The following is a 22,085-nucleotide window of genomic DNA, read 5'->3' on the forward strand; positions in this document are numbered from 1 at the left end:
TTAATCAACTACGTCTCATAAACCTAACGAACATAATTCAGTTAACAAAGTAAAAATGTTCTGAATGAGACATTCTTAGTCGAATGAAGAATATTTTTTCTTTGTTAACGTAGAATTATGCACACAGCCTACGCTGATTTTGTGCTCAGCCTACGATTTACGTAGTTCGTCGACAAATTCTTCGATGCGGTCCATAGCGCGCTTTAGGCTTTCAAGGGAGTATGCGTAGGAAATACGTACGTTGCCCTCTCCGCTTTCACCGAAGGCTGTTCCTGGAACCACGGCAACCTCTTTCTCACGAAGGAGGCGTGTACAGAATTCTTCGGAAGTCATTCCGAATTCTGTGATGGATGGGAAAATGTAGAAGGCTCCGTATGGTTCGAAGCATTTGATTCCCATTTTCTTAAAGCGATTAAGGAGATAACGACGTCTGTCATTATATTCCTCTCGCATGTGAGCTACATCCTCATCGCAGTCACGGATAGCTGTTACTGCAGCGTACTGACTGGTAGTAGGTGCACACATAATAGCAAACTGATGAATCTTTGTCATCTGCTTTACTATAATTTCTGGAGCACAAACATAACCAAGTCTCCATCCTGTCATGGCATGACTCTTTGAAAAACCATTGATGTAGATGGTGCGCTCCTTCATACCTGGGAAGCTGGCAATTGAAACATGCCCCTCCCCTGTATAGGTAAGCTCTCCATAGATTTCATCTGTAAGCACAAACAAATCGTACTTTTTAACAAGCTCTACGATTGGCTCTAAATCTTCCTTTTCCATAACAGCTCCTGTAGGGTTATTAGGGAAAGGCATGATTAAAATCTTTGTTTTATCGGTGATTGCTGCCTCTAATTCCTCTGGCTTAAGTCTGAATTCATTTTCTTCCTTAAGGTTGATTGGAACTGGCACACCACCAGCAAGTATTGTACATGGTTCGTAGCTTACATAGCAAGGCTGAGGAATAAGAACCTCATCTCCTACATCAAGCATGGCACGAAGAGCAATATCAATACCCTCTGAACCACCTACTGTCATAAGCATCTCTGTAAGTGGATTATAATCCAAATTATAGTGACGCTTTAAAAAATCTGCAATCTCTACTCTAAGCTCCTTCAATCCTGAGTTAGATGTATAGAAGGTGCGGCCTCTTTCCAATGAATAGATTGCTTCGTCTCTAACCTTCCATGGTGTATCAAAATCTGGCTCACCTACACCAAGTGAAATAGCATCTGGCATTTCTGCCACAATATCAAAAAACTTTCTGATGCCAGAAGGCTTTATCTCTGTAATAGTATGATTTAAAGGATTTCTCATAGACTCACCTTCTCCCTCTCATCAACGTGCTTTTCTGCCATAATGATGCCGTGATCCTTGTATTTCTTAAGGACGAAGTTTGTCTGTGTTGAAAGCACTGAATCAAGTGGAGAAAGCTTTGCAGAAACAAAATCTGCAACCTCTCTAAGTGTATGACCTTCAATTGAAACCATGAAATCATAGCTTCCTGAAATAAGATAAACTGCATCTACCTCTGGATAATTGTAGATGCGCTCTGCAACCTTATCAAATCCCATGCCACGCTGAGGTGTAACGCGAACCTCAATAAGAGCTGAAACCTTTTCAACGCTGGCCTTCTCCCAATTAATAAGAGTAGGATAACCGCAAATGATATGCTCGCTTTCCATAGCCTCCAGCTCGTTCACTACTGTGGCCTGGTCGCAGCCAAGCATCATTGCCAAGTCCTCTAAATCAATCTTACTGTTATGCTCAATATAAGTTAAAATCTTCTCTCTCATTTTTTCACCCCTTAATCTTTCTCTAGCCTACGCCTGCTATATGAAGTCTAAATATATTTCCATTCGCCACGCTCTCGCTCTATACGTAACGTAGCAGTACTAAGCTCGCGCTCTGCGCTCACTAAGTGCTGACGTTACTCCACGGGCTCATGGCAATATATTCAGCCTCCATCTAGCAGGCTTAGTTTACATAAATACTTTATTTTCGTTCTACGTTTGGTACGGAATAGAGTGCGTCGGCTTTTGGTGGTTCGAGGAAGCGGACCTCGTCGCCACTGATGACGCACTTATCGTTTGAAGAGTTGGACTTTCCGATAATGGCGGATGCTACCCCCGCATCACGCAATTTTCTAACAAGTCCATTGCCATCGTTTGTGGCTATCAGCATAGAGCCTGATGATATGAGTTCGTATGGATTGATTCCAAAGAACTCGCACACCTCTATTGTTTCCTGCTTAACAGGGATGGCCTTTAAATCTACATCAACTCCTACTCCAGAGGCTTCTGCCATTTCCCATAATGCACCGAAGATACCGCCTTCGGTAACATCATGCATAGCTGCTACCCCATGCTCTACTGCAATGCGGCTTTCTGGGAGAACGCTTAAGTACTGGTCAAAGCCCTTGGCTGTATCTATAAGGCTTTGAGGCAATCTGGTAAGAAGCTCCTCTTCGTGGTCTTTTGCAATGATGGATGTGCCTTCAAGGCCAATCCATTTGGTAAGCACGATATCCATGTCAGGCTTAGCGCCGCCAGTGGAAACCATGCAACCCTTTTTAACCTTACCAACTGCTGTTACAGAAATAAGTGGCTGATTGACTGCCTCTGTAACCTCGGTGTGGCCGCCCATAACCTGGACGTTGTATCTCTTGCAGGCATTATCAACCTGCTCCATAATCGCCTTGAGTTTGGCCTCCCTCATCCTAGGAGTGAGCAAAACTGTAAGCAAAATGCCAATTGGTTCTGCTCCTGCACTGGCCAAATCGTTGATTGAAACAGTAACTGCAAGCTCTCCAATATCAGAAGCTGTGCCTGTGATAGGATCTGTGGACATTACGATTTCTTCATCAGGTCCTACCTGAAGAGTGGCACAATCCTCGCCAATGCTAGGACCATTGCCAACTTCTGGTCTTTTAACGTGTAATTGTTTAATAACCGAGCGTTTAAGAACACTCTCCTTTAATTTTCCGATTTCCATAAATATTATCCTAAAAAACTAGTTAGCTGTGTCTCCTGTTGCCTGTGGTGCTGGAATCTCCTCTGGCACTGGCTGTGTTGTAGCATCCGGTGCTGGAGTTGGTGTTTCCGGTGTAGCTGGTGCGGCACCATCCTGAGCATTTTCAGGTGGATTTGTCACCTTGTACTTAGGTGTAATAACAAATGGTGTTGAATTGGCAACTCCTGGAGCGTAGGTTGCAATTGCGTTTGCAATAGTTGTTACGTCCTGAGTGTTGACTGCCTGAAGCATCGCATAGGAAAGATTTGGGTCTTCTGATGCAATACCTACTGTAACCATTCTGTTAGATGGATTGTATTTACTATTATTATATACCTCGCGGCTTACTTCCTCGCCATTCTCGTAAACGATTTTCCAAAGACGAGCCGAATAGCCTGTATGACCGCCAACAGTAGTTGTCATCTTGCCAAGTGGTACATTTGGATCTGCCACCCACTGTGTATTCTGCACGTTTACACCAGTGATTTCTGTTTCGTATTTTACACTGTGTGCCGGGTCATCCTCTTCCTTACCATAGATATTGAAGTAGGCCTTGTTTCCGTCACAATAGCCTTCTATATAAATAGGGTAATTCTTGTTGTTACGGATTTGGAAATCCTTGCCGCCACTTTCAGCAATAGCTGCATCCTGTGAAGGTGGAACATAGGTAACAATCATGGAGTGGCAGGAACGTGTAACAATCCCAAGCTCTGCCTCTCTGACAGCACCATAAAGTGTGGTAGAAACCTGGCAGATACCGCCGCCATAGGTTTCAACAGTAGTTCCGTTTTCGTAGGAACCTGCAAGCATGTATCCATTCTCTGCAGAGAAAGGTGTGATTGTATTTAAAACTGAAAATTCATCTCCTGGGTAAAGGATAGTTCCATTGATAAAGCCTACACCGTTTGCAACGTTGTTCTTTCTGGCTGTAGATGAAGAACTATAATCTGTATTAAAGCTTCCAAGTAAATCCTTGATTTCGGCGAGCTCTTCCTTGCTTCCTCTAGGCTCCTTAACGATAGTTGAAAGCTCGATAGTAGCTGACTGCTTGTCCCAATCGTTTTCTATGAAATCTGCAATGATATCAACCGATTCATCCACCTGCACTACTACACCGGAAGAACCTTCGTGGAATACGAACTGTCCGTTTTCCCTTGTAAGATAATCATCGCTAGCCTCGTCATTTACCTGAGAAGAGGCTGATGAAAGATAGGTGTTAAGTGCTGCTCTATCTACTCCTAAAGAAAGAGCAAAGTCCTTTCCTCTTCCTTCCTCTAAGTCCTTGCTGGCCTTGAATCTTTCGGCAAAATTTCCGTATGAGCCGTAGTTGGCTGCCTTGGTGGTTACATCGCTATTTTTAGCTCCGATGCAAATGTCTGCTCCAGTTGCATTAATCTGCTGGCCATTGGCCGATAATGTAAAGGAAACATCATCATACTGGGCGAAATAATCATCTACCACGCTTTTAGCCTCTGCTACTGTCATTCCGCCTACAGATGTACCTGCTATTGAAATTCCTTTTGGAATGATTCGTAGATTGTCCTCATCCTCGGAAACTGCTTCTGCTTCCTCATTAGCAAGCTCCTCTTCTGAGACTGAGGCTGCTTCGCCTGCTTCCTCTGCATAGACATTTGTAGGAGCTACAAGGGTACCCGCAAATGTCAAAGACATAATAATTGATAAAAATCTTTTTTTCATAATATTCTTGCCCTCATTATTATTTGACATCGCTAATCTATTAAAATAAACTTAAATTAAAGCACTTGCAAATGTGGTAAATACCATACAAACCACAACAATTACTAAAATTATTCCAGCTATAAGCTGTTGTTTTTTTGATCTTTTCATAAAATACCTCGCATAAGTAAAGGAGCAACTATGGGCTTCCCAATATTACCTTTTGTCTTATTATTTTTAATCTGGTTAGCAATTAGAATCAAAACCCTCGATGCTAAACAAGAGCAGGAGGAAGCTGAATTCTGGGCTAAGGAAAAAGCCGCTAATGCTACCCCAGCAATGGATATATCTAATCTAAGATATATTACCATTCCAATAGAGAAATTTCCATTAAATTTTAGTAATGACGAAAAAGTTATGGAAATAGAAAGTGAACTTATAGAATTATCCACCCACAAGCTTCTCAATCTTTCTGGGATTTCCAACACCGATTTAAAGCTAACTTATGGTGTTCCAAACTTTGAAACAATGACACAAATCGGCGAAGATTTTGATAAAATGTGTATTTTGCTAAATTCCTATTCCAAAATACTAATCTCTTCTGACAAAGAGGAGGATGCCGTTAAGGTTTTGGAATTTGCCATCGGTGTAGGCACTGATATTAGCGAAAGCTATATCATGCTAGCCAATTTATACAAAAAGCGCTCACAGCAAGAAAAGCTAGGCTTTCTCAGGGAGCGCATTTTAAATAGTAATCTACTATTGAAAGATTCAATTTTAAATAAGATCGACAACTCTACTGAGGAAAATTTCTACACCAGCAGCCCAGAGTAATAAGGCACCTGCTATATAAGCAATAGTCTTTTTCTCGAAGCCAAAGTGCATTCCTGTGTACAAGCCGCCTAATACTACTAAAACAGAAATTGCCAGAATAAGTGCAATTATCTGCCATACAGTATTTCCAACAAGTCCGCAGGCACAACCAGCAGCTGTTGTATAGAAGCTAGAAACAATAACGATTCTGATGTAATCAAATACAATCAGTGCTTCACGTCGTCTTTCCTGTATAAATTCTCTTTTTAAAGCCTTTAATATAAGCCTAATTCCAAGAAGTGCAAGGACGATAACAGCCAGTACTTCGCCCTGCTTAACCGGATTAACAATATATCCATTGATGGCTAATAATCTGCAGACTGCATATCCGCCAAAATAAAAAACCAATTCTGATGCCGCAACAACTACACTGGCAACAAAAATTGTTCTCTTTTTAAGCTTTGCAATCATTGCCCCCTGTATTTCCATAGCTGCAAAAACATCTAATAATATCCCTGCTATAATTAGCAGGTTTTCCAACCAAGTCATACTTATATTTACTCCATTCTTTTACACTTTGCTTAATAATAATAGCTCAATACCTATCTGCTTAAAATATTCAAATATGTTACCTTGTTAGATTCAAAGCTACATTAATCCAGATTTGTATTATCGCTTTTCGTTAGTGATAACCTCAATGATAGGACTTCTGAAGATTTTGATGTAAACATCCGCCAGTTCTTCAACAGGCACATTCATGCCTCGCTTAATCCATTGAATAGTTACCCAGCTTATGGAATGTGCTAAAAAGTCTGCCACAAGCTCTTTCTTAAGCCATTTATAATCAGCCATGGTTGCAAGTCTTTCAACATCGATGTACTTAAGTACAGCTTTTGCAACGCATCTGTTATAAATTTCATTAAAGGAATTCTGCCCCTCAAGAGCTGCTGCTCTCTTATAAAACTCCTTCTCACGCTCCATCGTAGTAAGAATGAAGGTTACCCCTTCCTTTAACATTCCGTTGGAAAGTAATGGATCAACTGGTGCAAATAATTCATTTACAGTAATCCATTCCAACAATTCATATTTATCCTGGAAATGATTATAAAAAGTAGGTCTAATCACTCCAGCTTTGTCTGTTATTTCTTTAATAGTGATTTTATCGATAGGCTTCACAGCCGCCAGTTCCTTCAAGCTCTCTGCAAGCACAATATCTATAGCATTCTGTGATTGATTATTCATATTTCTCCTCAAGAATCTTCATATTCAACTGTCACATAGAATCCCTTCGGGGTTTCTTTAATGTCCACTACCTTTGCTTCTGTCTTACCGTTTTGGGTTTTGACACGCTCTAAAGTGGTATAATTTGCTGACATAGCATAAGACCTTCCTAACACATAATAATATGAGTTAGAAAGGGCATATTCTGTAACTGGAAGCACATCTCCTACCTCTAGCAAGCCTGTGCGTTCCATTTTAAATTCCATTTGTCTCATTTTAGATATCTTCCTCTCTGGTGATGGTTCCATCTACAACAGAACCAGTAGCCTTTCTAACAGAGTGAACAATACCAAAATCTGTAATACCATCCCAAATAAGCATGATACCTATAAGCTGTGTTGCAAGGCTGACTACCTTAAAGGCAGCACCGATACACACTACGCCAAAAAGAATATTAACTGCCGCAAGAATGTAGCTTATCCAAAAGCCTGCTGCCCTTGCGCGGGTGGCTTCGATGGCAAGGCCTAAATCCTGTACGCCGTGAATCACCAAAATCACGCCGATAGCAATAGGTATAATGCTAATAATTTTGCCAGAATCATAAAAAAGCCATACACCAACAATGGCAACAATAACGCCAACAGCTATTCCAAGGCCATTTTCAAAGCCTCTTTCAAAAATCTGATTAATAACAATAAAGATTCCAGACAAAATAATTATTATTGCTATTACTTTGCTAATTGTAGCAAGACTCTCCACTGGATAAATCAGAAGTAACGCACCAACAATAACAGTAAATATTGCAGGGATTGTAATGTTTAGTCTAAATTCTTTAATCTTATCTTTCATGATTTACTTCTCCTTTTTGCTACCCCAAAAACCAACAGCGACTGTACCAGGACCTGTATGTGCACCAATAGTAGGACCAATATCGAAAATACGAACCTTTTCCTTCATTTTAGGGAAGGCCGCTTCAAGCATTTCTGCTACTTCCTTGGCATCCTCATAACAAACTGAGTGAGTTATGAACATGTTCTGGTCATAATCTGCACCGTTTTCCACGCGCTCCTTGATAGCTGCAAGACAAGCCTTTTTAACCATCTTCTTACCACGACATTTCTGTCTTGGAATAAGCTTTCCTTCATCATTGATGTTAAGAAGTGGACAGATATTAAGTGCTGTACCAAACCATCCAGAAAGCTTTGAAATTCTACCTCCTCTGATGAAGAAGGTAAGGTCTGTAGTAAAGAACCATGTGTTTTGATTCTGAATGTGTTCATTTGTCCAATCAACAAGCTCGTCAAAGCTCTTTCCTTCATCACGAAGGCTTGCAAGCTTATCCATTATAAGAGCATAGCCTGCTGATGCTGATAAGCTGTCGATAACAACTATCTTTCTATCAGGAAACTCCTCTGCAAGCTCACTTGCTGCGATTCGTGCAGAATTAATAACACCAGAAATACCACTTGATAATGTTAAGTGAAGAATGTCCAAGCCCTTCTCAAGAAAGCCTCTAAAGTATGTAGCAAATTCTTCTGCATTAACCTGTGATGTTCTTGTCATGGCTCCATCTACCATCTTCTGGTAGAAATCCTTAGCAGAAATAGATTTGAATAAATCATCTGTATAAGCCACATCATCTAAATAATAATGAAAACAGATGTGTTCAAGATTTTTTTCCTTCAAATATTCTTCTGTAGTATCTACAGTTGAACAGCAACTGATTATATATTCTCCCATATTTATTCCTATTCTTTCTAAAATTTTTAACCCGTTTGAGTATAACGCAAAGTATCCGCCACTTCAACCTCTCCAAATTAAAACAGTAATAAGGCAATAGGCCAGCAGAAAATCTGCCGGCCCATTATGAATTATATTATATGGAAGGATTTATGAAAAAGAAATTTACTTGTTTAGGCGGATGCTAACAACTGAGCACTTAGGAAGTGTAACCTTGATGCCTTCAGCTGTCTTTGAGTAATCCTTGAATTCCTGCTCTTTTACAACTTCTGGATTCTCAAATGTATTGTGTGCAGCCATTGCGCCTGTAACATATACAGCCTCACAAACATTGTATGAGCCACCGTCCTTTGTAAGCTGAATTTCTACATCTTCAGCCTGCTCAAGTGAATTGTTTGTAAGAGTAATTGTGATAACACCGTTCTCATCCTCAGATACTGATTCGAATACCTTAGGAAGCTCGTTCTTACCACTTCCTACTGTACCGTTTTCAAGTAAGTCACTGCCAAGAAGAGTAGCGCCCTGGTGGTGACGGAACATCTTGAATACATAATATGTAGGGGTTTTAATCATCTGAGCTCCATCTGTAAGCATTACAGACTGGAGAACGTTAATCATCTGTGCAATACATGCCATCTTTACTCTGTCAGCATGCTTGTTGAATATATTAAGGTTCATACCAGCTACAAGCGCATCACGCATTGTGTTCTGCTGATATAAGAAGCCTGGGTTTGTGCCTGGCTCTACATCTGTCCAGATTCCCCACTCATCAATCATAAGGCCAATCTTCTTTTCTGGGTCATACTGATCCATGATTGCACCATGCTTGTTGATAAGCTCTTCCATGAAGTAGCTACGCTTAAGTGTTTGGTAGAATACTTCCTCTGTGAAATCTGTAGCACTTCCCTTGATATTCCAGTCGTCCTCTGTCTCAGGAAGTGTATAGTAATGAAGTGAAAGACCATCCATAAAGCCGTGGAACTGTGCAGGTGTGTGGTCGAAGCAAGTATCAAGTACTTCCTTTGTCCAGTGATAATCATCTACGTTAGCACCACAAGCAATTTTTGCGATAGGCTTGTTTCCATTGTAGTTTCTTACATAAGTCTGGTAACGTCTGTACTCATCTGCATAGTGCTGAGGACGCATGTTTCCGCCGCAGCCCCAGTTTTCGTTACCAACACCAAGATAATCTACTACCCATGGCTCCTCGTGACCATTCTTCTTACGAAGATCAGCCATTGGAGATACACCATTAAATGTCATGTACTCTACCCATTCGCTCATTTCGCGAACAGTACCTGAGCCTAAATTCGCATTTACGTATGTCTTACATCCAAGTTGCTTGCAAAGCTCGAAGAACTCATGTGTACCGAAGCTGTTGTCTTCTACAACACCGCCCCAGTGAGTGTTAATCATCTTCTTGCGATTTTCCTTTGGACCAATTCCGTCCATCCAGTGATACTCATCTGCGAAGCATCCGCCTGGCCAGCGAAGAACTGGTACCTTCATCTCTTTAAGAGCTTCTACTACATCTGTACGCATACCATTTACATTAGGGATGTCGCTGTTTTCACCAACATAAAGTCCCTCATAGATGCAGCGTCCTAAATGCTCAGAAAAATGTCCATAGATTTCTGGAGCAATTGTGCTCTTTTTGTTTTCGTTGTTAATTACTAGTTTTGCCATATTCTCTCCTTTATAGTCTTGCTCATTGGCTAGCCACTACTTTTTGGCAGTCTACGGGAAGACGCACCATTTAAGATTGCCTCCGGCAATGGGGTGCGTCGTGGGAGACATTTTGCAAAATCAAGTTTTGCAAAAAATCTCCTTATCCTTTTACGGCACCTGCTGTCATTCCATCGATAATGTACTTCTGGAAGATGAGGAAGATTATAAAGATTGGTAAAATTCCGAACATCGAACCTGCAATAAGTACATCATAGTTGTTGCCGTATGGTGTTAAAAGTGTATTAAGTCCGATTGGAAGTGTAAACTTCTCTGCTCCCTTAAGTACAAGAAGTGGCCAAAGAATAGCATTCCATGCACCCATTGCGCTAAGAATACCCATTGATGCAAAGGCTGGCTTTGCAAGTGGAAGGATGATTCTTACTGAGATACCGTATTCGCTACATCCATCGATACGTGCTGCATCAAGCAAATCCTTTGGAAGTCCTGAAAGGTACTGTCTAAAGAAGAAAATTGTTGATGCGGAACAAAGTCCGATGATAATAACACCTACATAAGTATCAACAAGCTTAAGTGCGATGATTTCCTTATACAATGGAAGCATAAGAATTTCAAAAGGCACCATCATTGTTGCAAGTACTATTGTGAAGAGTGCATTCTTGAATCTGAACTCATACATTGTTAATCCATAAGCAACAAAATAACAAATTATAAGTGTAAGCGCTACCGAAATAATGGTAATTAATAACGAATTCTTGTACCACATGAAATATTTAATACTATCAGCATTGCCACCGAATAAATATTTGTAGTTGTTAAGATTCATTGTAGTAACATTCAAATCTACAGAAAGTCCTCTACGGATAAGTTCTGTACCAGGTCTGAATGATGCAAGTAAACCTGCAAAAACAGGAAATATAATAATGAAACAAAGGATAACAAAAAATCCTGTTCCAAGTACTGTGCCTACTACTCTTTTAGGAGAGCTAGCCATAGTCTTTTGCTTTGCCATATTAATCCTCTCCCTTCTTGAATGTACCATTTACGATAAGCTGTGCAAAGTTGATAATAAGTGCTACCACAAGAAGTACTACACCTACTGCACATGCGTATCCCATATCGTTCTTTTCAATACCACGCTTGTATAAGTAACCTACGATTGTAAGACCTATGTTGTTTGGTGATGAATTTCCTGCCCATAACATGTATGACTCAAGGAACATTGCAAGACCAGCGTATACTGAAATTGTAAGGACATAAACTGTTGTAGGCTTAAGAAGTGGAAGTGTTACATACTTGAACTTCTGCCAGCCTGTTGCACCATCAATATCTGCAGCTTCATATAATGAAGTATCGATTGATTTAAGACCTGAAAGGAAATAGAGCATATTTACACCTGTCCATCTCCAGCAGGCAACGATTAAGAGGGCGAGCATACCAGACCAACCCATCTTTAACCATTTATATGTTCCAAGGCCTAAAGCCGCTGTAATCATGTTCATCTGACCTGTTGTATATTCTGTAAACATCAGGCGGAATAAAGTACCAGAAATAACTACTGATGTTAATGCTGGCATGTAAAGAATTGCTTTCCATACGCCCTTTGCCTTTACCAAGTTGCTATCAAGAAGCACTGCAAAAAGCATTGGAAATGGGATAAGAAGTACTAATGTAAAGAACATGTATTTTACACTGTTCCATACAGCAATATGGAATACATTATCCTTAAGAAGCTTTGCATAGTTAGCAAAACCAATCCATTCAGATTTAATTGCTCCAATATCCTGGAAACTCATTGTGAAAGCTGTGATAAGTGGGTAAACCCAGAAAATGAAAAAGCTTAAAATAAAAGGTAAAACAAATACATATGGTGCCACCTTTTGAGAGTATAAAAAGTTCTTGATTTTCATAATGCACCTTTCTCCATTTTTAAAAATAGGGTTGCCTGCCAATGGCTGGCAACCCTTCGTATTACTGCTCCATGTCTATAGCGTCTTGTGCCTCCTGAAGGGCATCATCGATTGAGTAGTCTGGATCTTCAAGCACTTCATTAAGTGTTGTTGTGCAGAGATACTCGTTGATTGTTGGGCTGATAGATACAACTGAAATCTTACCAATGTTGTCCATTCCGATATCGCTTAATACATCGTATGGATAGTTGATAAAGAACTGGTTGTACTGGTTGTTATCATCATGAGCGAATGCTTCATCACCCCAAAGAGCTGTGTTACATACATCAAATCCAAGTGTATCCCAGATATGCTGCTCACCAGCTTCTGACATCTTAGCCCAGCATGTAAACTCTGCTGCAAGCTCCTTGTTAGCAGACTGCTGTGTTACAACTGTACCTGTACCACCTACACCAACTGAGCACTTCTGTCCCTCTTTGAATACTGGACACTTAGCAATGTACCAGTTGCCCTTTTCATCAGGCATGTAGTTTGTGAAACGTGACATATACCACATTGCCTTAGGGAATGAAACGATGTTTCTATCCATAATATTCTGGAAACCAGCTTCAAGGTCAACGTGACCATCTGGAGAAACCTCAGCAAATCCTGACTTTAACCAAGACTGCTGCATTGAAAGCATTTCCTTAACTGAATCAAGCTGAACGTTTGCTGGATTATCGAATCCACCTGTCCAATCATCACCGTACTCAGCCATTGCAATCCAGAGCCAATCAACTCCGCCTGTATCAACTGATGTAAAGTACTTTGTATCATCTCCTAAAGCTGTAAGGTATTCATTACCAAGAGCTTCGTAATCTTTCCATGTCTTAACTGCATCAATCTTTGCAATTACTTCATCCTGGCTAAGGCCCATTGCCTCAGACATTGCAGCAACGTTGTAATACATTACTGTAGCACCTACATGGTATGGAGCACCATAGTAGTTACCATCTTCACCCTGATATGTCTCCATTCTTGCAGGAACCATTGTATCAAGATAATCCTTAGCGTAATCATTAAGTGGTACGAGCCACTGATCAAGACCTTCAACTACGTTAGGGAACTGACCAACTTCTACATCACAGATATCTGGAGCACCTGTGCCAGCCTCAAGAGCTGTAAGAAGCTTTGTATGCATATCACCATAAGGATATGTTGTACATGTAATTTCGATTGTGTTATCTGGGTGTTCCTTGTTCCACTCCTCTGCCATAACACCGTAGTGCTGACCGTGAAGCTCAACGAATGTCCACATCTCAAGATGTGTACCGTTTGGATCACCGAAAGTATTTGTTACTACTTCAGACTCAGCTGATTCTTCAGCTGTCTCATCGGCTGCTGCATCTGGATCTACCCCACCTTCTGATGCTGCGCCGCCGCAGCCAACAAATAAACTGGCTGCCATTGATGTGCAAAGTAATGCACTAATCAATTTCTTCTTCATTCTTCTCCTCCTTGTAAAAAAGAAATGTGTTTTTTAATTGTTTAGAACCCCTATTTTGTAGTACAATTGACAGAGGCTTGATAGCCAATTGTACCTCTTCTGTAAAAGTTCTTTAACGATTATGTAATTATTATAAATCGGTCTAAAGATAAGTCAATAATTATTTTAGGTTTTTCTAAAGTATTTCAGATATTCTTTTATTCTTCACAATTTCGACATAGTATTTTTGGTCATATTTAACAATCAGTCTACAAATCCTCAATTTTAATAAATCACAATAGCAATAAATTTACTTTTTATTAAAATAATATTACTTAAACGTTTACTACTTTTATTGACAGCATATATAAGAAAATTTATAATAAAAAAGAATATTTTAGAATAAATTAAAAAGGAGCAGTGTCATGATTCACATCACTTCGCTGGATGATGGACTTGAATTATTTAAAGCCTTAGGCTCTGACGTACGAATCCAGATTTTAAACATACTATTAGAAAATGACCACATGAGCATGAATCAGCTTGCTACTGAATTAAAGCTTTCAAACGGCGCTCTAACAGGTCACATTAAAAAATTAGAAGAATGCGGCCTTATTTCTACATCTAATGAATCTGCCAGCCATGGCAATTCCAAAATATGTTCTGTAATCCAGGACAAAATCGTAGTAGAAATTGAAAAACCAGAAGAACTTAACAATGCATTTACTACTGATATTAAGGTTGGCCAGTTCTCTAAATACGAAATTTGCCCAACCTGCGGTCTTGCTAACAGCCAGTCTGTTATTGGCGAGATTGATGACTGCAGATACTTCAGCCATCCAGATCACTTTAATGCAGACATATTATGGTTTACAAAGGGATATGTAGAATACTCTCTTCCAAACCTTATTCCTAGCAATAACAAAATTACTCAGATTTCCATCTCCTTCGAGATTTCATCTGAGGCACCAGGCATTGATAATAACTGGCCTAGCGATATATCATTTTCACTTAACGGTAAAAAGCTTGGAATGTGGACCAGCCCTGGAGATTTTGGCGGAGACATCCGCGGAATGTTTACACCAGATTGGTTCCCACCTAACTGGAATCAATACGGCTTATTAAAGCTTTTAGTTGTAAATAAGCATGGAACTTTCATTGATGGTCTACAGATTTCAGATATCACCATCGAGGATTTAGAACTTGCGCAGGGCGCGCCACTTGATTTTAGAATTGCAGTTGAGGATGACGCTGAACACATTGGAGGTGTTACACTCTTCGGAAAGACCTTCGGTAATTATGGACAGGATATACGTGTAGCAATCAACTATTGTCCTGTAAAATAAAAAGGCTTCCCCCTCTGGGAGAAGCTGTCACCGCAGGTGACTGATGAGGGCTGTATGTAGAGATAACCCTCATCCGTCTGCTACGCAGCCACCTTGTCTCGCCTCCCGGCTCGGTCGTTGCTAAACAGGCTCCACTGGAGCCTAGCAACCCCAGAGGGGGAAGGCTATTTTTTTACCATAATTTTTTCGGGCAGCGGGATACTTTGGCAGTGGCGCGAAGCTCAACGTAACAGCCACATGCCATGCATGTGCCTTCGTTTAGCTTATCGCAGCCCTTGCATATATCCAGGCGGCTTTCATATTCTTCATCGCTGACTATATCTTCTGCCTTTAAAGCCGCCTTGTATTTCTCAATCATAGATGTGTCTGCATCAATCATATCTCTCAGCAAACATCTGGTACATACTCGATTATTAATCATAGCTAAATACTGGTCTTCCATCCTGCCACTTGAACTTCATAAGCATAGCATGGCGATTAGGATTGTAAAGTGGGTCTCCTACTATTTCAGTTTCTGTTCTGGCATGATATACAAGGATGTCGTTTCCATCTTCATCAACAGTAAATGAATTGTGACCTGGTCCGTATACTACATGCTCTGCAGAGGACTTAAGTACTGGGTAGCGCTCCTTTTTCCATGATAAAGGATCAAGTAAATCGCTGTCTTCATCAGCAGTAAGCATACCCATGCAATAATTTACGCCTGTGTCGCTGGCAGAATATGTCATAAAAATCTTACCATTACGCTTAATCACTGATGGGCCTTCATTAACCCAAAAGCCATGACGCTCCCAATCATAATCAGGGGTTGTAAGTAATACCTGATCTGTTTCGAGAGTGTAACCATTCTTCATACGTGCAATGTAAAGATTAGATATCTGCTTGCCTACACCAGTTTTCTCTGCCCAAATATAATACCACTTTCCTTGGTTTTCAAAAACAGTTGCGTCCAAAGAAAATGCTTCAAATGAAAATTCATCACTGTCAGCTCTGGTCATTTTTCCCTTTTCAATCCAAGGGTCACGCATAGGGTCATCACCCTGGCACTCAAGTACGTATGGGCGGATTTTCCAAATATCCTCTTCCTCTCCACCTGCATAATAGATGTACCATTTACCAAAAAGATAGTGTAGCTCTGGTGCCCAGATATGCTTTGACATTGGGCCTGATTCATGCTTGTGCCAAATTTCTAATTCCTTGGCATCCTTTAAGCCTTCAAGACTTCCGCTGCATCTTAAGATAATTTTGTCATATTCTGGCACTGATGCTGTAAAATAATATTTTCCATTTGTGTGCTTATATATGTATGGATCTGCACGCTGCAAAATCCATGGTTTATTGTATTCAAAACTCTTGTCCATTTTAATACTCTACTCTCCTTTATTATTTACAAAATACAACCTTATAAATCAGTTGTATTTTACTCCCCAAAGACTCTCGTTATCTCCCACTGCTGAGAAGGTAAACACATCTGTGCCCGCCTCATCCTTCATAGCACAAAAGACTCCGCTGAATTCCTTATCTCCAATAGTTATGTTCATGTAGTAGCTGCCATCTGTCATGCTCCAGCTTCCCTTCACATCTACTCCTTCCACAGAACCATCCTTATTAAGATAAATGATTCTTGGATTAGCAATATCGCTGGAAATATCTGTACCCTGATTAACCACAAAATAACGGCCTACCACATCAGCCTTATCGTATCCAGTATCAGAAACAGTCTCCCCCTGAGTCTGATATGGAAGTTCACATGGCCAGCCTTCTGCATTCATGAGCATTTGGTGAACTCGTGGTGAGTGATTTTCTGTACCATCATTGAATCTGGTGTGATAAATCACATATACCTTATTATCACTATCCACAAATGCTGAATTATGGCCAGTTGCCATATAAGCCTTATCCAGGCTAGGTAGCTTGTAGTTTCCTGAAAGCTTCAAGCCAAAGTTTTCATGCAATGCGCTCTTTTCAGGGAACGCTCCCTTCATATCTACATATTCTCCATCCACTGTCTTTGAACGGAATACTCTGATTTGGTATCCACCGTTGCTGGTAAGGCCGCCGTAGGAAACAAACAGATAATAATAATCTGTTGCCTCGTCGTACATAATGTATGGTCCCTCAATAGAGATGTGACCGCCGCCTAAAAGCTTTTTACCAAAGTAGACATCTACATTATTTGCCTCATCCGCCTTAGGATGAATAACAAGTCCCGTTTCAGGATCTAGCTCTAGCAGATAGATTCCTCCTGACCAAGAGCCGTAAACCATCCACATTCTGCCATCCTTATCATAGAAAACTGTTGGGTCGATGGCATTTGGGTAATCCTCGTAATTATAGGCGCCACCCTTGATGTAATGCTTCTTGGCATAATCTTCATCTACATAATCAAGCACATCTGTTGCATCAATATTTTTGCTGGTAAAGCCTGAATAGATAAGTGCTCCCTGCCACTCAAATGGCCCCTCTGGCGAAGTGCTTGTGCCAAAGCAAAGATTTGAAGCATTGAAGGTACTGGTAGTGCAATAATACATGTAGTACAAACCAGTGGTTTCGTTATAAATCACATCTGGTGCCCATACATGAGTGCCACCATCATCAGTTTTGATAATACTATCCTTTGAGCCAGAATAAGCGAAGGCCTTGTCCTTCACATCATAAATCTGACCATAAACTGGATTTGTTTTCATATATCCATCTGCAATACTCTCCCAATTAAGCAAATCAGTACTTTTAGCAGCTGTCATATGTGAACCGTAAATATAATATGTTCCGTCTACTTCTAAAATGGATGGATCATGGACAGAAACGCCCGAAGAGACATCGCCTGTAGCAATGTCGTCATAGCTAACTGTAAAATTTTTAGATTCTGAGCCTGAACACGCCACAAGACTTCCCATCATAGAAACAGCCAAAACACATGAAAAGAATCTTTTCATGCTTTTCCTCCTATTGTCTTATTGCTAATGCATCAAGCCCCTAATAAAAATGCTTAGCTATTTTTCAAAAAATAATATATCAGAATAGGTTTAGATTTTCAATAATTATTTTAATTATATTTAAACTAAAAAGCTGCTCCACTAATGTGAAACAGCTTTTAATAACTAAAATATTTTACCGTATTTTCTTTTTCTTCTTTTACTCAACCATTTAACGAAGAATCTAAGAATCAAGAATATGGTGCAAAGGCTTGCTATGGAAAATCCAAGAAATCCTAATATTGTTGGTTTTCCACAATAAATGTAGCATTTTCCTTATCCTTACCCTCTGAAAGAGCCAATACACCATTTTCCACTGTAAGGTACTTACCTGGAATTGCTACGCTTTCAAAGGAAACCCCATTTTTATCAGACAAGCCCTGAACTGTCTTAAATGTCTGATTGGCTGCTGAATTAGCATTTGCCTTTGTATCCTGAGAAAGTGTAACTTTTCCCTCAGAATTTACGTTAATATAGAGTCCTGGCTTGTTTTCCGATTCTATAGAAACATAAGTATCATTGGCACTATCCGCCTTACCGGGACGAATAACCCACTGTCCATCCTTAGGATTATCAGCTTTCTCCTGGGAGTATATTTTCATATTGCTATATGGATAATCTGCATCAGCAGAAGAATTAACAAATGGTTCATGGCATACAATACTCTTAGCATCGGTAGTCTTAATCTGAGAAATGGTTCCATCTAAACCTACTGCACTTTCCTCAAACATATCTATAGAACCATCCTCATTAAAGGAAAGCTCTACCACACAGGCTGTTCTCCTAAAGCCACTACCTGCTGGAAGGGAACCATTGTGATAAACAAAGTAAGTCTTTCCCTTAAAATCAAATACCGCCATATGGTTTGTATTGGAGGTGGCTGTTGGCTCCATTATCTTAGTAGTCTTAGACCATTTGCCTTCAAGCAAATCATCTGTAGTTGCATACGCCATACACTCTCTCCACTGATGAGCAAAGAAAAGATAGTAATCACCATAGTAATTTCCCTTTTCATCACTTCTTCTATATATCCAAGGTGCCTCAGTATATGCTTCTAAGCCATCAGTGCGGGTAATAATGTCAGCTTCACCCGGCACCTTACCATTAGTAATTTTGCCATCGCCATTTACATCGGTTATGGAAATCATATCTTCATTAAGCTCACACACGAAAAACATTCCATTTCCCCATGCAAGATAACGGTGCTCTTTACCATCCTCATCTGTCTCAATCCAGGCCGTTGGATCAATATCATTGAAAGTGCTGGTATTAGGCTTAGTTACAGTACTCTTTACAAGTGGCTGCCCAATATCCTCAAACTTACCAGTTGGAGAATCCGAAACTGCAACACCTATGCACTGCTTTCCTGTCTTATCCCAGCTACAGTAGTAAAGATAATATTTATCCTTACCATCACTAGGGTCAGTGTGCTTCATTACCTGTGATGCCCAGGCGCTTGAGTCATTACTATCCCATTTCACATCAGACATAGACATCACTATTCCCTCTTCCTTCCAATTCACCATATCTGTTGATGAATAGCAAAGATACTCTGGAATATTATAAATTGACTTTCCTACTTCTTCATCAGTAGAAGCATCATGACCTGTGTATAGATACACAGTATCCCCATCAACAAGCACTGATGGGTCACCACCATAAGTGATATTCTGATTGTCTGCTACCATAGGATTTCCCTTATCACATTTATCAATGCTAACCTCCTTTGGCGCTCCACAACCTACCATACTGCAGGCACATACCATGCCAAGCATTATCGCGATAACTCTTCTTTTCATCATATCCCCCTTTATTGATTTTAGAATTATCTAAATTAATTCAACATTATATATAACACTATTTTCCTTAACTGGCAATAGCTAGATACAGCTTCCAAGGACAGCTTGTTTTTCTTTATAAGAATTACATTGTAATTTCCTAAAATAAAGTAAAAAGAGCCTTGCAGTCGCAAAGCCCTAAATAAATAATCTAGCTATTTAATTAAAATCACTCTATGATATCTTATTGGATTTTCTCCAGATGTGCATCTTCTCTGCTTCTGCAATAAGCTCATCTCTGAAATCAGGATGTGCGATGCTGATAATCTTTTCTGCACGCTCCCAAGCTGAAAGGCCCTTGAGGCAAACCTTACCATACTCTGTTACAAGATAATGTGTGTTCGCACGTGTATCTGTAACGATAGAACCGTCTGCAAGTGTAGGACGGATACGGCTCTTTACTGTACCATCCTTTGTTGTGAATGTAGATGAAAGACATACAAAGCTCTTACCACCGTTTGAAAGATAAGCGCCAAGTACGAAGTCAAGCTGTCCGCCTGCACCAGAGATGTGCTTTGTTCCAGCTGACTCAGCATTAATCTGACCGAATAAATCCACATCAACAGCATTGTTGATAGAGATAAAGTTATCAAGTGCAGAAATCTGACGGATATCGTTAGTGTAATCAACCGGTGCACTCATAAGCTCTGGATTCTCATCCATGTAATCGTACATCTTTTTAGTACCTGCACCAAAGGCGTATGTCTGACGGAATCTATCGATGTTCTTCTTAGAACCGTTAATCTTGCCAGCCTTTGCAATATCTACAAATGCATCAACGTACATTTCTGTATGAACACCAAGATCCTTAAGATCTGAATCTGCAATCATAGCACCAACTGTGTTAGGCATACCGCCGATACCAAGCTGTAAGCATGCACCGTTTGGAATCTCCTCTACGATAAGCTTTGCAACAGCCTTATCTACATCTGTAGGAGCACCGCCTGCGCCCATCTCTGAAATAGCAGGATTGCTGCCCTCTACGATAGCATCAACCTTTGAAATGTGGATGCCTTCCTCAAAACCACCAAGGCAACGAGGCATGTTTTCATTTACCTCTACGATGATGTGCTTTGACTTTTCAACTGCAGCCATAAGATGTGAAGCATTAGGTCCGAAGTTGAAATATCCATGATTATCCATTGTTGTAGTCTGAATCATAAGAACATCGTTTGGCTCGATGTGCTCACGATAGTATCTAGGAAGTTCAGAGTATCTGATAGGTGCATAGTATGAGCAGCCTCTTGCAATAAGCTTACGCTCGATACCACCCATATGCCATGAGTTCCAGCAGAAATGCTCACCTGCATCTTCTCTTTCGAAGATAGCTGGAAGCTTCATTAAAATACCACCACGAACCTTTACATCACGTAATTCATCTGTACGTGCTGCAAGTGCCTTATCAAGTGCATCTGGTGTACCTGTACACCAACCATAATCTACCCAATCTCCGCTCTTTACAACCTTAACAGCCTCTTCAGCTGTTGTGAGCTTGCTTTTGTATTCAGCCTGAAAATCCATAATAAACCTCCGCTCGTTAAAAAATTATCAATTAGATATATTTTATCACTTTACAACTCTCACTTCAATATAAGTGGTATAATAAAGATAGAATTTCATCAGGAGGTAAGAGACTATGGCAAAACAAGAAATTGAAGTTGCTGGTGCTAAAAGGCAGATGAAAATTACCCCTTTTGAGCATCGCACTAAATATCACGAAACAGATCAACAAGGTATTATTCACACATCCAATTATCTAAACTGGATTGAGGATGCCAGAATGAATCTTATGGAGCAGATGGGACTTTCCTTCAAGCAAATGCTTGATATGGAAATCAGCTCCCCTATCATATCTCATTCCATTGAATACAGAAGCGAAGTAAAATTTGACGAAACCATCGTGGTAGACACAAAGCTGGTATCCTACGATGGCCACGAAATGGAGGTTGCATATCGTATATACGATAAAGCCACCGGAGAGGACCGGGCCGTAGCACGTACCACCCACTGCTTCATAGATCGCAGCGGGCTACCAATTTCCATTAAGCGCGCCTATCCCGAACTGGACACCAAATTCTTCGAATTTAAATAAAATGCCCGCCACCTACCTTGGGGTGTGGAACCACAGGGTAGGTGGCGGGCATTTATAATTTATTGTCCCTTGGCGCCGATTTCCATTAGGAGTTTGATGAATTCGATGTCGGATTCGTGGACGCGAAGGTTTGTCTCGATTTTTTCGCCGTTTGGATCTGAGATGGCGATTTCGATGATTGAACCTGGTGTCATAGCCTTTGTGCGGGCTGCGCTAAAAAATGGGAGAAGCTTTGGATGATTTGCATTGAAGTTTGCAGCTGCACTTCTCACTCTTAATAAATCTGCTGGATTGAATGCCATAATAT

The 22,085-nt window shown here is 40.3% G+C and carries 22 protein-coding genes; 3 read left to right on the forward strand and 19 right to left on the reverse strand.

What is annotated here, in order from left to right; translation table 11 throughout:
- Positions 1–150 precede the first annotated feature (150 nt).
- From BM097_RS10300 to BM097_RS10315, 4 genes are all read right to left on the reverse strand, one after another.
- Positions 151–1,320 carry a pyridoxal phosphate-dependent aminotransferase gene (locus BM097_RS10300; protein WP_090549038.1) on the reverse strand — a complete coding sequence of 390 codons (1,170 nt, stop codon included), beginning with the start codon at positions 1,318–1,320 and terminating at the stop codon, positions 151–153.
- Entirely contained in the window at positions 1,317–1,799 is a 483-nt protein-coding gene (locus tag BM097_RS10305; protein ID WP_028243004.1) for an Lrp/AsnC family transcriptional regulator, read from the reverse strand. Before BM097_RS10305 ends, BM097_RS10300 begins: the two co-directional genes overlap by 4 nt.
- A gap of 199 nt (positions 1,800–1,998) precedes the next feature.
- Entirely contained in the window at positions 1,999–2,997 is a 999-nt protein-coding gene (locus BM097_RS10310; protein ID WP_090549041.1) for an AIR synthase family protein, read from the reverse strand.
- A gap of 18 nt (positions 2,998–3,015) precedes the next feature.
- On the reverse strand, positions 3,016–4,713 hold the full coding sequence (locus BM097_RS10315) for a VanW family protein (protein ID WP_177197433.1): 1,698 nt from the start codon (positions 4,711–4,713) through the stop codon (positions 3,016–3,018).
- Positions 4,714–4,893: 180 nt separating this feature from the next.
- Between BM097_RS10315 and BM097_RS10320 the strand changes: the two genes are divergently transcribed.
- A complete protein-coding gene (locus BM097_RS10320; protein ID WP_090549050.1) occupies positions 4,894–5,526 on the forward strand; it encodes a hypothetical protein in 633 nt (210 codons plus the stop codon).
- Here the strand turns inward: BM097_RS10320 and BM097_RS10325 are convergent.
- From BM097_RS10325 to BM097_RS10365, 9 genes are all read right to left on the reverse strand, one after another.
- Positions 5,470–6,054: a manganese efflux pump gene (locus BM097_RS10325; protein ID WP_090549053.1), complete on the reverse strand. Its 585-nt coding sequence runs from the start codon at positions 6,052–6,054 to the stop codon at positions 5,470–5,472. The two genes, BM097_RS10320 and BM097_RS10325, sit on opposite strands and share 57 nt — an antisense overlap.
- A gap of 120 nt (positions 6,055–6,174) precedes the next feature.
- Positions 6,175–6,747 (reverse strand): TetR/AcrR family transcriptional regulator C-terminal domain-containing protein, encoded by a 573-nt coding sequence (locus BM097_RS10330; protein ID WP_090549057.1) that lies wholly within the window; start codon positions 6,745–6,747, stop codon positions 6,175–6,177.
- A gap of 8 nt (positions 6,748–6,755) precedes the next feature.
- The gene (locus tag BM097_RS10335; protein WP_090549060.1) at positions 6,756–7,001 is read right to left on the reverse strand and encodes a hypothetical protein; all 246 of its coding nucleotides are present in this window, start codon (positions 6,999–7,001) and stop codon (positions 6,756–6,758) included.
- 1 nt (position 7,002) lies between these two features.
- Positions 7,003–7,575, reverse strand: coding sequence for a DUF308 domain-containing protein (locus BM097_RS10340; RefSeq protein WP_090549063.1), 573 nt, complete (start codon positions 7,573–7,575; stop codon positions 7,003–7,005).
- A gap of 3 nt (positions 7,576–7,578) precedes the next feature.
- Positions 7,579–8,466 carry a DegV family protein gene (locus BM097_RS10345; protein ID WP_090549066.1) on the reverse strand — a complete coding sequence of 296 codons (888 nt, stop codon included), beginning with the start codon at positions 8,464–8,466 and terminating at the stop codon, positions 7,579–7,581.
- 165 nt (positions 8,467–8,631) lie between these two features.
- Positions 8,632–10,152 carry an alpha-N-arabinofuranosidase gene (locus BM097_RS10350; RefSeq protein ID WP_090549070.1) on the reverse strand — a complete coding sequence of 507 codons (1,521 nt, stop codon included), beginning with the start codon at positions 10,150–10,152 and terminating at the stop codon, positions 8,632–8,634.
- Positions 10,153–10,294: 142 nt separating this feature from the next.
- Entirely contained in the window at positions 10,295–11,164 is an 870-nt protein-coding gene (locus BM097_RS10355; RefSeq protein ID WP_090549072.1) for a carbohydrate ABC transporter permease, read from the reverse strand.
- Position 11,165: 1 nt separating this feature from the next.
- Positions 11,166–12,062, reverse strand: a complete 897-nt coding sequence (locus BM097_RS10360) for a carbohydrate ABC transporter permease (RefSeq protein WP_036948544.1) — start codon at positions 12,060–12,062, stop codon at positions 11,166–11,168.
- Between the two features lie 61 nt (positions 12,063–12,123).
- A complete protein-coding gene (locus BM097_RS10365; protein WP_090549075.1) occupies positions 12,124–13,548 on the reverse strand; it encodes an ABC transporter substrate-binding protein in 1,425 nt (474 codons plus the stop codon).
- A 404-nt stretch (positions 13,549–13,952) separates the two neighbouring features.
- Here BM097_RS10365 and BM097_RS10370 point away from each other — a divergent pair, with 404 nt between their 5' ends.
- Positions 13,953–14,873 carry an ArsR/SmtB family transcription factor gene (locus tag BM097_RS10370; RefSeq protein WP_090549078.1) on the forward strand — a complete coding sequence of 307 codons (921 nt, stop codon included), beginning with the start codon at positions 13,953–13,955 and terminating at the stop codon, positions 14,871–14,873.
- 172 nt (positions 14,874–15,045) lie between these two features.
- On the opposite strand, the gene BM097_RS10375 is transcribed toward BM097_RS10370, so the two are convergent.
- From BM097_RS10375 to BM097_RS10395, 5 genes are all read right to left on the reverse strand, one after another.
- Positions 15,046–15,315: a DUF6171 family protein gene (locus BM097_RS10375; protein WP_242944695.1), complete on the reverse strand. Its 270-nt coding sequence runs from the start codon at positions 15,313–15,315 to the stop codon at positions 15,046–15,048.
- Positions 15,287–16,234 (reverse strand): glycoside hydrolase family 43 protein, encoded by a 948-nt coding sequence (locus BM097_RS10380; RefSeq protein ID WP_177197434.1) that lies wholly within the window; start codon positions 16,232–16,234, stop codon positions 15,287–15,289. The genes BM097_RS10375 and BM097_RS10380 overlap by 29 nt, the downstream gene beginning before the upstream one ends.
- A gap of 48 nt (positions 16,235–16,282) precedes the next feature.
- A complete protein-coding gene (locus BM097_RS10385) occupies positions 16,283–17,809 on the reverse strand; it encodes a glycoside hydrolase family 43 protein (RefSeq protein WP_090549084.1) in 1,527 nt (508 codons plus the stop codon).
- Positions 17,810–18,084: 275 nt separating this feature from the next.
- Positions 18,085–19,647 (reverse strand): family 43 glycosylhydrolase, encoded by a 1,563-nt coding sequence (locus BM097_RS10390; protein ID WP_242944696.1) that lies wholly within the window; start codon positions 19,645–19,647, stop codon positions 18,085–18,087.
- A gap of 213 nt (positions 19,648–19,860) precedes the next feature.
- On the reverse strand, positions 19,861–21,207 hold the full coding sequence (locus BM097_RS10395; protein ID WP_090549091.1) for a butyryl-CoA:acetate CoA-transferase: 1,347 nt from the start codon (positions 21,205–21,207) through the stop codon (positions 19,861–19,863).
- A 115-nt stretch (positions 21,208–21,322) separates the two neighbouring features.
- On the opposite strand from BM097_RS10395, the gene BM097_RS10400 reads away from it, so the two are divergent.
- Entirely contained in the window at positions 21,323–21,778 is a 456-nt protein-coding gene (locus BM097_RS10400; RefSeq protein ID WP_090549094.1) for an acyl-CoA thioesterase, read from the forward strand.
- Between the two features lie 59 nt (positions 21,779–21,837).
- Here the strand turns inward: BM097_RS10400 and BM097_RS10405 are convergent, their stop codons facing one another.
- The gene (locus BM097_RS10405) at positions 21,838–22,080 is read right to left on the reverse strand and encodes a hypothetical protein (RefSeq protein WP_090549097.1); all 243 of its coding nucleotides are present in this window, start codon (positions 22,078–22,080) and stop codon (positions 21,838–21,840) included.
- Positions 22,081–22,085 lie beyond the last annotated feature (5 nt).

This window comes from Pseudobutyrivibrio sp. OR37, from assembly GCF_900113655.1.
Classification (GTDB): Bacteria; Bacillota; Clostridia; order Lachnospirales; family Lachnospiraceae; genus Pseudobutyrivibrio.

Bases quoted from the DNA above. Each gene is read 5' to 3' on its own strand.
- BM097_RS10300 (WP_090549038.1), bottom strand. From the start codon at position 1,320: ATGAGAAATCCTTTAAATCATACTATTACAGAGATAAAGCCTTCTGGC.
- BM097_RS10305 (WP_028243004.1), bottom strand. From the start codon at position 1,799: ATGAGAGAGAAGATTTTAACTTATATTGAGCATAACAGTAAGATTGAT.
- BM097_RS10310 (WP_090549041.1), bottom strand. From the start codon at position 2,997: ATGGAAATCGGAAAATTAAAGGAGAGTGTTCTTAAACGCTCGGTTATT.
- BM097_RS10315 (WP_177197433.1), bottom strand. From the start codon at position 4,713: ATGAAAAAAAGATTTTTATCAATTATTATGTCTTTGACATTTGCGGGT.
- BM097_RS10320 (WP_090549050.1), top strand. From the start codon at position 4,894: ATGGGCTTCCCAATATTACCTTTTGTCTTATTATTTTTAATCTGGTTA.
- BM097_RS10325 (WP_090549053.1), bottom strand. From the start codon at position 6,054: ATGACTTGGTTGGAAAACCTGCTAATTATAGCAGGGATATTATTAGAT.
- BM097_RS10330 (WP_090549057.1), bottom strand. From the start codon at position 6,747: ATGAATAATCAATCACAGAATGCTATAGATATTGTGCTTGCAGAGAGC.
- BM097_RS10335 (WP_090549060.1), bottom strand. From the start codon at position 7,001: ATGAGACAAATGGAATTTAAAATGGAACGCACAGGCTTGCTAGAGGTA.
- BM097_RS10340 (WP_090549063.1), bottom strand. From the start codon at position 7,575: ATGAAAGATAAGATTAAAGAATTTAGACTAAACATTACAATCCCTGCA.
- BM097_RS10345 (WP_090549066.1), bottom strand. From the start codon at position 8,466: ATGGGAGAATATATAATCAGTTGCTGTTCAACTGTAGATACTACAGAA.
- BM097_RS10350 (WP_090549070.1), bottom strand. From the start codon at position 10,152: ATGGCAAAACTAGTAATTAACAACGAAAACAAAAAGAGCACAATTGCT.
- BM097_RS10355 (WP_090549072.1), bottom strand. From the start codon at position 11,164: ATGGCAAAGCAAAAGACTATGGCTAGCTCTCCTAAAAGAGTAGTAGGC.
- BM097_RS10360 (WP_036948544.1), bottom strand. From the start codon at position 12,062: ATGAAAATCAAGAACTTTTTATACTCTCAAAAGGTGGCACCATATGTA.
- BM097_RS10365 (WP_090549075.1), bottom strand. From the start codon at position 13,548: ATGAAGAAGAAATTGATTAGTGCATTACTTTGCACATCAATGGCAGCC.
- BM097_RS10370 (WP_090549078.1), top strand. From the start codon at position 13,953: ATGATTCACATCACTTCGCTGGATGATGGACTTGAATTATTTAAAGCC.
- BM097_RS10375 (WP_242944695.1), bottom strand. From the start codon at position 15,315: ATGGAAGACCAGTATTTAGCTATGATTAATAATCGAGTATGTACCAGA.
- BM097_RS10380 (WP_177197434.1), bottom strand. From the start codon at position 16,234: ATGGACAAGAGTTTTGAATACAATAAACCATGGATTTTGCAGCGTGCA.
- BM097_RS10385 (WP_090549084.1), bottom strand. From the start codon at position 17,809: ATGAAAAGATTCTTTTCATGTGTTTTGGCTGTTTCTATGATGGGAAGT.
- BM097_RS10390 (WP_242944696.1), bottom strand. From the start codon at position 19,647: ATGAAAAGAAGAGTTATCGCGATAATGCTTGGCATGGTATGTGCCTGC.
- BM097_RS10395 (WP_090549091.1), bottom strand. From the start codon at position 21,207: ATGGATTTTCAGGCTGAATACAAAAGCAAGCTCACAACAGCTGAAGAG.
- BM097_RS10400 (WP_090549094.1), top strand. From the start codon at position 21,323: ATGGCAAAACAAGAAATTGAAGTTGCTGGTGCTAAAAGGCAGATGAAA.
- BM097_RS10405 (WP_090549097.1), bottom strand. From the start codon at position 22,080: ATGGCATTCAATCCAGCAGATTTATTAAGAGTGAGAAGTGCAGCTGCA.